The sequence below is a fragment of the Halomonas tibetensis genome, from assembly GCF_042643535.1.
GTDB lineage: Bacteria > Pseudomonadota > Gammaproteobacteria > Pseudomonadales > Halomonadaceae > Halomonas > Halomonas tibetensis.
In genome coordinates this window covers 35,294-41,980 of record NZ_JBHRSQ010000001.1, presented here as the reverse complement: position 1 = coordinate 41,980, position 6,687 = coordinate 35,294, and the positions used below count along the sequence as shown (strand labels likewise).

Sequence of the window (6,687 nt, the reverse complement as noted above, 5' to 3'; positions counted from 1 at the left end):
AAGCTGCCAGGTCACGCGCACGCGGCTACCGAAACGAGGCCAACTTCATCGCCATGATCTACCTGATTGGCAGCCCTGTGGGCCGCCTGCTTGATCAGGCCAAATCCACATGAAACGACGAAGAACCAAAAAACCAGACCCTGTCGGATCTGGCTTTTTCTATGTTTGGTAGCGGGGACCGCTGAACTTGAAACGAGAGGGAACCGATGACGGGTCATTAGGCGCAAAAAAACCAGACCCTGTCGGATCTGGCTTTTTCTGTGTTTGGTAGCGGGGACCGCTGAACTTGAAACGAGAGGGAACCGATGACGGGTCATCAGACGCAAAAAAACCAGACCCTGTCGGATCTGGCTTTTTCTATGTTTGGTAGCGGGGACCGCTGAACTTGAAACGAGAGGGAACCGATGACGGGTCATCAGACGCAAAAAAACCAGACCCTGTCGGATCTGGCTTTTTCTATGTTTGGTAGCGGGGACCGCTGAACTTGAAACGAGAGGGAACCGATGACGGGTCATCAGACGCAAAAAAACCAGACCCTGTCGGATCTGGCTTTTTCTATGTTTGGTAGCGGGGACCGGATTTGAACCGATGACCTTCGGGTTATGAGCCCGACGAGCTACCAGACTGCTCCACCCCGCATCAACGTGTTGCGTATTCTACAGAAATTACCCCTTTAGTCAAGGGGTGGGGTTCAAACGCTCGTCCCGGCACCGCTTCCTGGTCCATACTCGTCCGAGTTGTCATCAAACGGGCAACGCTTCAGATAATAATTGGTGCGCCGGCCGAGCTGGCCTGGCCACAGCGTCATGACAATCAGGGAGGTTACAATGGCCAACAACGCAATCGTTGCTTGGGTGACCGGTGGAACCGGCGGCATCGGCAGTGCCATCTGCCGTTCGCTGGCCGATGAAGGCTATCAGGTGGTCGCTGGCTACCATAATCCGGAGAAGGCCAAGAGCTGGCTCGAGGCTCAGAAGGCCGACGGCTACAGCAACATCGACATCTCCGGGGTGGACCTGGTGGATTTCGATGCCTGCATCAAGGGGGTCAAGGAGATCGAGGAGAAGCATGGCCCGATCGGTGTCCTGGTCAACTGCGCGGGCATCACCCGCGATGGCACCATGAAAAAGATGACACCGGAGCAGTGGCACGAGGTCATCGACACTAACCTCAACAGCGTCTTCAATACCTGCCGCAGCGTGCTCGATACCATGCTGGAGAAGCAGTACGGCCGAATCATCAACATCTCTTCCATCAACGGCCGCAAGGGACAGTTCGGCCAGGTGAACTACTCTGCCGCCAAGGCGGGGATGCACGGCCTGACCATGGCACTGGCTCAGGAGACCGCCACCAAGGGCATCACCGTGAATACCGTGTCGCCGGGCTATATCGCCACCGACATGATCATGAAGATCCCCGAGAAGGTCCGTGAGTCCATCCGCGAGACCATCCCGGTCAAGCGCTACGGCAAGCCGGAGGAGATCGGTCGCCTGGTGGCCTATCTGGCCCACGAAGAGTCTGGCTTCATCACCGGGGCCAACATCGATATCAACGGCGGCCAGTTCATGGGCTGATCGCCTTGAATGACCGTGACCCCTGCCGACCGGGCAGGGGCTACGCCCCGAATGATGCAGGAGCTCGAGGTGACCCCTCGCGCTCCTGCGTTTTGTGGGTGAGTGGCGGCCGTCAGGGCGGCGGCAGGTGCGTCAGGCGCTCGAGCATCCGGTCAAGCTCCCCTACCTCGCGGCTCCACAGCGCAGGCGCTATTGGCCCGGCGGCCAGCAGTTCACGCAGCACGCCGTGCACCTCTTCGGCGCTCGAGAGCTCGCGGCTCAGGCTCTCGTTGAGGCGCTCCACCTGGATCGCCAGACGCAGCGGGTCGTCGCGGTGGCTGACGCTGCCCACGGCGAGCAGGGAAAGGTGCACTCGCACTCGCGCCAATCGCTCTTCCATCTCCTTCTCGTCAGCAGACTCCTGGCGTGCCGCATTGCGACGGGCGTGGGCGCCGTGCATATCATCCGCCAGGCTCAACCCCTCGGGGACTGCTACCTCGCGAACTTCGCCGCCGGCCAGGCGATCGGCGTCGGCCTCCAGATGAGCGTTCAGCAGTGGCTGCACGGCACGCCAGCGCTCCACTTCTTCCACGACTGCCAAGCGTTCGAGTCGCTGGCGGCGAGCGCGCACGATGCCTGACCAGCGGCGCCGCATGCCTTCTGTGCGACGCCCACCGGGGAGCGGTTCCAGCGCCGCAGCCTCGGCGATCGCGGCGGTGAGCACGGCCTCGTCGTCGCTGCCGGCGGGATGCCAGGCATCCATTCGCTCGATCAGCGCCTGCATGGTCTCCTGGCGTTTGCGGGATTGCTGGGTGCGGTCGTCGCGCTCGGCCTCCCGAGAGGCGAACACCTGGTCGCACAGATCCCGGAACTCGCGCCATAGCGCCTGCTCTTCGCCCCGCGGGGCTCGGCCCAGGTCGCGCCAGCGCTGCTGCAGCGCCTTGACCGCCTCGGCGCGGCGGGCGGCGGGCATCGTTTGGCCGAGCAGAGCGCGCACCTGTTCGATGAGATCGCGTTTGGTCTCGGCGACCGATTGGGCGCGCTGGTCGATCAGCGCCTGAAGCGCGTGCCGGATGCGACCGAAGCGACGCCCAATGGCTTCGGCCTGATCCCGGGGCACCGGTGCGGCTCGCCGCCACTGGTCACGGGCGCGATCGCGGATCTCGCGCAGTGCATCCGGATCGGCTTCCTCGGCGGGTTGGTCAAGCAGCGTCTCGAGCTGTTCGCACAGGGTCTCGCGGAGGGTCAGGTTGGCCTGGCGCTCATGATCGAGGCGCTCCCGCCACGGGGTCAGGCGTGCGTGGATGCGGTCGGAGGCGGCCCGGAAGCGGGACGATTGCTCGCGGTTGGCGGCGGCGTCGCCCAGCGACTTCCACTCCTTGACCAGTTGGCGATGGCGGCGGTCCAGGCTGGCGTCGACGAGGGTGTCCTCCTCGGCCAGGGCCTCGATGGCCTGGACAAGCTGATCGCGTTTGGGACCCGCCACGAAACTGCGCCAGTCGCGCAGTTCGGCCAGCCGTGCGCCCAGCTGCCTGAGGCGCGACGCGTGGGGCTGGTGAGCGCTGGCGTCGAGCTTGTCGGCGGTCTGGCGCAGGCGTTGATGAAGTCGGCTGGCGCTCTTGAAGGCGCCGCGCTCAAGCAGGCGTTCCAGCTCGTCGAGATCAGCGACGAAGCGAGCCAGGCGCTCCGTCTGGTCCTCGGTCGGGGCGTCCTTCTGAACCAGGCGTTCGCGAGCTTTGAGCAGCAGGGGGGTAGGGGCCAGGTCCGCAGGCCAGGCGAGGGCGCCGAGGAGGGCCGCAAGGCGCTCGTCATCGCCATCGAGTAGGGCGCGCTCGACCTCGTCGGCGCGCTCCTCCAGGCGGACCCAGGCTTGGCTGATGTGCTCGAAGCCCTCGCGGACGGCGTCGTAGCGTTGGCGGAGCGCCTGGTCGGCCAGGTGCTGGTCGGAAAGCGCCTGCCAGCGGTTCGCCAGCAGCTGCTTCTGGGCACGCAAGCTGGCAATGTCCTGGGTCATGACCACCTCGCTGCGACCCAGGGCCTCGACTCCCTCCTCGAGGGCCTCCACCAGTGCCACCCTGGCCTGCTCGGCGTCTTCGCGGCGCGCCTCGGCGGCTTCATTGGCGCGCTGCTGAGCCTCGTGGTCGCCGATCACCTTGCGGCAGCGCAGGCAAGCGTCGTGGTAGCGGCGCTCCTGGCTGGCGTCGGGTAGATCCTGCAGGGTCGCCCATTCGCGCATCAAGTGGCGAAAGCGACCGGCATAAAGCGGTTCCCAGGGAGCGGTGGCATGGCGCTCCAGGTCAGCGAGAAGCGTTTCGCGGCGCTCACGGCCGGCGGCCAGTTGGGCAGTGTCGGCTCGCAGGCGGTTGAGGCGCTCACGGGCTTGGCGCATCACCTGGCTGTCGCGACGGGCCTGTTGGGCGAGGCGAGCCAGTCCGGCTTCGCTGGTGACCCGCTCGGCGGCGGCATGGCGAACGGCAGCGATACCGTTGTCGCAGGCCTGGCGGATCAGCGCTTCCTCGCCGTCCAGCTTTTCCAGGGCGGCCAGGCGCAGCCGCTGGTTGTCGCCCTGCAGGCAGAGCTCTGCCAGAAGGGTGGCGTCATGGAGCCGTTCGATAAGAGCGACTCGAGCCCCCAGTTCCAGGCTTCCGGTGCGCCCGGCGAGCAGGGTGATCAGCCGGCGGAAGAGCTCTTCCGAGGCGTCGCCTTCGTCGAGCAGGCCGAGCAGCCGCTCGGGGTCCTCCAGGCGAGCCAGCGCGGTGGCCCGCACGGACGACTCCTCGTCCCGGGCGAGCCGCTCCAGTGCCTGGCGGTGTTCGTCACGCGCGGTGTCGAGGCGCGCAATGGCCTGGCGTCGTACCTGCGGGTCGGGGTGCTGCCAGCGCGGGGCGAACAGACGGCGAAAGAGTCCTGACATGGGCGATCCTGATAAGGGGCGCATCACGCACCGGGACGCGCCGGTCGGTTGTTGGTGGCTGTCGAGTAGTCCCGGGCAGGCCATCAGGCGCAGCACCGGTAATGGGCATAAGAGTATCTAAGCATGCGGTGCCGCTGGGGAAAAGCCTGTGTTGTGGCCGTCTGGAGACACTGACAGGGAGCAGCCGCTAGGCGTATGATCAGTTGCAGGGGGCACGACACTCGCTTAGCTTTAGTGACGTACCTCGACCAACACCCATGTGGAGTTCGGCAATGAGCCTCAAAGTGGACAGGGACGGCATGGCCTTTACCTTCAAGGGCGGCATGCTACCGATGACGGTCATGGAGCTGAACAGCGCGGACCCCGAGAGGATCCGCGACCAGCTGGCCGGCAAGCTGAGCCAGTCCCCGGCCTTCTTTCAGCATACGCCGGTTGTGCTCAGCGTCGAGAAGCTTGACGAGCCGCACCTGGCACTTGAACGCATCTGTGCGGTCTGCCGTGCCCACAAGCTTCTGCCGGTGGCCGTGCGCGGTGGCGCCGAGCCGGTGAAACAGTCCGCCTGGGCGCTGGGCCTTGGCTGGTTCCCACCCCTGGAGCCGAACCGTCCCAGGGCGCTCGAGAGTGTATCCTCGGCGGACATCGAGGAAAGCCGCGAGGAAGAGCCCGCCCTGTCTTCTCCGCCGGGCGTTGCCAGTGGCGGCAGGATCTTTCGTGGCACGGTGCGTTCCGGCCAGCAGATTACCGCTCCCGAGGGGGATCTGGTGGTTGTCGGCGCGGTCAATGCCGGCGCCGAGGTGCTGGCTGCGGGCAGCGTGCACGTCTACGGCGCCCTGCGCGGCCGGGCTCTGGCCGGCATCCACGGTGATCCCCTGGCTGGCATCTTCTGCCGTGAACTCCACGCCGAGCTGCTCTCGGTGGCCGGAAACTACAAGCGTCTCGAGGACATCGACCCGCGCCTGCTTGGCGTTATGGTGCAGGTGCGTCTCGACGGAGACCAACTCGGTATCACGTCGCTGGCCTGAGGCTCGACACGACCGAGACGGTTTTCTCTTTACCATTCAATGACAGACAGGAAGCGACTCTTGGCCAAGATCATCGTTGTGACCTCCGGCAAGGGAGGCGTCGGCAAGACAACCAGCGCAGCAGCCATCGCCACCGGCCTGGCGCTGCGCGGCAACAAGACTGTGGTCATCGACTTCGACGTGGGGCTTCGCAACCTTGATCTTATCATGGGCTGCGAGCGCCGAGTGGTCTATGACCTGGTCAACGTGATCCAGGGAGAGGCCGGGCTGAGCCAGGCATTGATCCGCGACAAGCGTGTCGACAATCTGCATATTCTTCCGGCCTCCCAGACCCGTGACAAGGACGCCCTGAGTCAGGAGGGCGTCGAGAAGGTGCTTGAGGCCCTGAAAAAGGATTTCGATTACATTCTCTGCGACTCCCCGGCAGGCATCGAACGCGGCGCCCAGCTGGCCATGTACTACGCCGATGAGGCCATCGTGGTCACCAACCCCGAGGTTTCCTCGGTGCGTGACTCCGACCGCATCCTCGGCCTGCTGGCCTCCAAGACGCGTCGCGCCGAGCGCGGTGAGGAGCCGATCAAGGAGCACCTGCTGGTCACTCGCTACAATCCGGAGCGGGTCGATCTGGGTGATATGCTCAACCTCGATGATATCCGCGAGATCCTGGCCATCGACCTGATCGGCCTGATTCCCGAGTCCGAAGCGGTGCTGCGTGCCTCCAACCAGGGGGTACCCGTGACCCACGACGCCGCCAGTGATGCCGGCCAGGCCTACACCGATACGGTAGCGCGCCTGCTCGGCGAGGATGTGCCCCTGCGTTTCCACGAGTACCAGAAGAAAAGCCTGCTCAGCCGCATGTTTGGAGGAGTTCGCCGGTGAAACTGCTTGAATTCCTGAAGCGAGAGCGCAAGAAGTCCGCCTCGGTCGCCAAGGAGCGGCTGCAGATCATCGTGGCACATCAGCGCACTCAGCGTGGCCAGCCCGACTATATGCCAATGTTGGAAAAAGAGCTGCTGGAGGTGATCCGTCGCTATGTCCAGGTGGACGACGACGCCATCAACATCAGCCTGGACAGCGAGGACAACTGCTCGGTGCTGGAGCTCAACGTCACTCTGCCCAAGGGCTCGCCCGGCTGAGTGACGAGCGGTGCTGTGCTAGGCTGTGGCCTCCATCCAGCATGACCGTCGGAGAGCTAGCC

General features: G+C 64.7%; 5 protein-coding genes and 1 tRNA gene. 4 read left to right on the top strand and 2 right to left on the bottom strand.

Annotated features, from left to right (window positions below; all coding sequences use genetic code 11):
* Positions 1 to 562: 562 nt before the first annotated feature.
* Positions 563 to 639, bottom strand: a tRNA-Met gene (locus tag ACFODV_RS00190).
* 188 nt (positions 640 to 827) lie between these two features.
* Here ACFODV_RS00190 and phbB point away from each other — a divergent pair.
* Positions 828 to 1,574 carry an acetoacetyl-CoA reductase gene (gene phbB / locus ACFODV_RS00185; RefSeq protein WP_379752823.1) on the top strand — a complete coding sequence of 249 codons (747 nt, stop codon included), beginning with the start codon at positions 828 to 830 and terminating at the stop codon, positions 1,572 to 1,574.
* A 112-nt stretch (positions 1,575 to 1,686) separates the two neighbouring features.
* Here the strand turns inward: phbB and ACFODV_RS00180 are convergent, their stop codons facing one another.
* Positions 1,687 to 4,467: a DUF349 domain-containing protein gene (locus tag ACFODV_RS00180; RefSeq protein WP_379752820.1), complete on the bottom strand. Its 2,781-nt coding sequence runs from the start codon at positions 4,465 to 4,467 to the stop codon at positions 1,687 to 1,689.
* Positions 4,468 to 4,739: 272 nt separating this feature from the next.
* Between ACFODV_RS00180 and minC the strand changes: the two genes are divergently transcribed.
* The 3 genes from minC to minE are packed head-to-tail and all read left to right on the top strand — an operon-like array spanning position 4,740 to position 6,625.
* Complete coding sequence (gene minC / locus ACFODV_RS00175; RefSeq protein ID WP_379752817.1) at positions 4,740 to 5,489, top strand: septum site-determining protein MinC; 750 nt, start codon at positions 4,740 to 4,742, stop codon at positions 5,487 to 5,489.
* Positions 5,490 to 5,549: 60 nt separating this feature from the next.
* Positions 5,550 to 6,368: a septum site-determining protein MinD gene (gene minD / locus ACFODV_RS00170; RefSeq protein ID WP_379752814.1), complete on the top strand. Its 819-nt coding sequence runs from the start codon at positions 5,550 to 5,552 to the stop codon at positions 6,366 to 6,368.
* On the top strand, positions 6,365 to 6,625 hold the full coding sequence (gene minE, locus ACFODV_RS00165) for a cell division topological specificity factor MinE (protein WP_290788379.1): 261 nt from the start codon (positions 6,365 to 6,367) through the stop codon (positions 6,623 to 6,625). Before minD ends, minE begins: the two co-directional genes overlap by 4 nt.
* The last annotated feature ends 62 nt before the right edge of the window (positions 6,626 to 6,687 follow it).

What these genes read in the sequence shown, in the direction of transcription:
- minC (WP_379752817.1), top strand. Translation starts at nt 4,740, where the DNA reads ATGAGCCTCAAAGTGGACAGGGACGGCATGGCCTTTACCTTCAAGGGC.
- ACFODV_RS00180 (WP_379752820.1), bottom strand. Translation starts at nt 4,467, where the DNA reads ATGTCAGGACTCTTTCGCCGTCTGTTCGCCCCGCGCTGGCAGCACCCC.
- phbB (WP_379752823.1), top strand. Translation starts at nt 828, where the DNA reads ATGGCCAACAACGCAATCGTTGCTTGGGTGACCGGTGGAACCGGCGGC.